This is a genomic window from Corynebacterium lipophiloflavum DSM 44291 (assembly GCF_000159635.1).
Taxonomy (GTDB): domain Bacteria; phylum Actinomycetota; class Actinomycetes; order Mycobacteriales; family Mycobacteriaceae; genus Corynebacterium; species Corynebacterium lipophiloflavum.
Genome location: NZ_GG667191.1, coordinates 54,885 through 57,139 on the forward strand (window position 1 = coordinate 54,885; position 2,255 = coordinate 57,139).

The 2,255-nt window shown below is 48.3% G+C and carries 1 protein-coding gene; it reads left to right on the plus strand.

What is annotated here, in order from left to right:
- Positions 1–105 precede the first annotated feature (105 nt).
- Entirely contained in the window at positions 106–2,238 is a 2,133-nt protein-coding gene (locus HMPREF0298_RS00270) for a hypothetical protein (protein WP_006839052.1), read from the plus strand.
- The last annotated feature ends 17 nt before the right edge of the window (positions 2,239–2,255 follow it).

The window sequence follows — 2,255 nt, forward strand, 5'->3', positions numbered from 1 at the left end:
TCTAGAGCTACTACGGGCCTGGTCTCTCAACTTTGCAACAGCACCGATCTTGGAAGGTATACAGTGCTCCAATCCTCATTCCAACCTAACTCAATTGATCAAAGTATGGCCATCCTCCAGCAGTACCAAGAGGCTAGGGATGCGAACCAGGTGACGGCTATTTTCGACGAGAATATGGAGCGTCTTGTCTGCGATATTGTCGAGCTCGTCGATCCTTTCGATGCTTTTGACGTGATCGAGCTAATGCGACTGCGCGAACTCAATCCGATTCCGGATCCTCGTTCATCAAATCCTGACGGATCTGCTTCCAATATCGAAATTGTCACTGCGGTCCTACTATCGCGCCCTGGGCGCGACGGTGCACCAACTCCTGGCAATGACAGACCTTGGGAAATCATAGAAGAGCTGCATCGTCTTGCCTCTGAAATCAGCAAGCATTCTGTGTTTAGTGCGCTGATACTCGCCGAGAAGAGTGATAACCGAGCTTCCAGAGAACTCGTTCTATACCAAAAATCACGCGCTATAATATCAAATTTTCAGTTTGATGAAGTCCGAGATAATCACGACAACGCGCTTCTCAACCATGAGGTGGCCAAACCGCTGGTCCTAGAGACTCTAGGATATTCGGTAGACCACATTAAGTCGGTCCGCGATGCCATCCATGATGTCCAATCCAAACGCCTGACAGAAGCACGCGATACAAGTGGGTACGCGATACACGACCTGATGCAGAAATACGGAAACGTCACTAGTGGCACTTCCGAGGAGAATCAAGTAGTCAGTGATGCGTTAATTTCAATGATGTTTCGGCCTGGAAATCGAGCCGCAATGTCGGTTTCCGACATAGCCGAGCAGGGAAGACTTTCGGAAGATTTAGTTGAGAAGGTGATAACCGATTACTCACTTGAATTCGACCCCACACAAGACGCGCTGGATAGGGTAAAAAGCCTACTTAAAGGTGACTGGCTTTTCTCCTACAAGCCGTTAGTTCGCAATAAAACTGGTGAGTTTGTTATCGTCGCCAACGGAATCGGGGATGACACAATCAGACGGGTCTTCGAGGAGAAGCAAAAAGACAACCAAAAGCAGTTCCAGAAGTACGACCAAAAAGTTCGAGCCAAAGTAACCGAAAAATTGGCAACTTCATACCTCAGCAACCTTATCAAAGCCGATGCCGAGTGGTTGAATGTTACCTATGCCTTTCAGGCTAAATCCGGGAATGACGAAAATCTTGATTCTTCGTTTAATTTCAACCTGTCAAAATGTGAAACAGCCGAATCCGATGGACTGTTTATAAAAGATGACGTAGCTGTAGTCGTCGAAGTCAAGGGAAAATCGATATCAGATAGAGCGAGAACGGGACAGCTTTCGAGATTTATCCGGGACGTTGAAGATACGATCGGCAACGCCCAAATTCAAGCCGAACGTTTAAGCAGTCTCATTAGAAACAACTCCGGAATATGGCTCGCAAGCGGACAGTGGATTGACTTTCGTCATGTGAGACATATTCTCAACGTCGTTGTGCTGCTCGATGATGTGGGGCCGATCGGGACGCAGTCCCAGGACCCAATCGACACTGCCGGGGATTCCGTCTGGGTGGTCTCCTTGCATGATCTTGCAGTCATGAGTTCTTTGTTAAGATCCCCGACGGTCTTTTTGGCCTATCTTCGGTGCCGAATTACATCTAACTATGGGTATGACATCGTGGCAGTCGACGAACTGGATATCCTTACGCAATTTCTTTCAGGAACTCTTTTCTCACACGCAGTAGATGCCGAAGTGTTTCGCCGAGTACCGATTTTTGAACCAACGAACGGGCCTATCGATGTCTGGATGAAGAGAGGTGAAATTCCCCCTGAATTCGGATCTGTGCCGAGGCCAAAGTTGGAGGTAGGGCCAAGAACTTCCGATTTGGTCCGACAAGTAATTTTTCGTAGTCAACGCGGGTACATGTCAGCCAGCATTGACTTGGTACTCTCTGCGCTTTCGGGGGGTTCGCCATTGGAGGACGGGTTGGAATATCTCTATCGAAAGAGTGTGGGCGAGCATTTGGTCGCCGATTTGCGAATACCAGCAGTTAATGGATCTCCTGAGATAGTGCTCACGAAGGTGGGACAGGAAGTCAAAATTTTTGACGCAAGAATGAAAGCGAAGAAGGTCGACCATGAAACGCAGAGCTCCCGCCTTTTCGTCTTCCTCAATACGAGCAACATGCTTCTAAGCTTCCTGCGCACTTAAGCGGATCCGGATTTAGA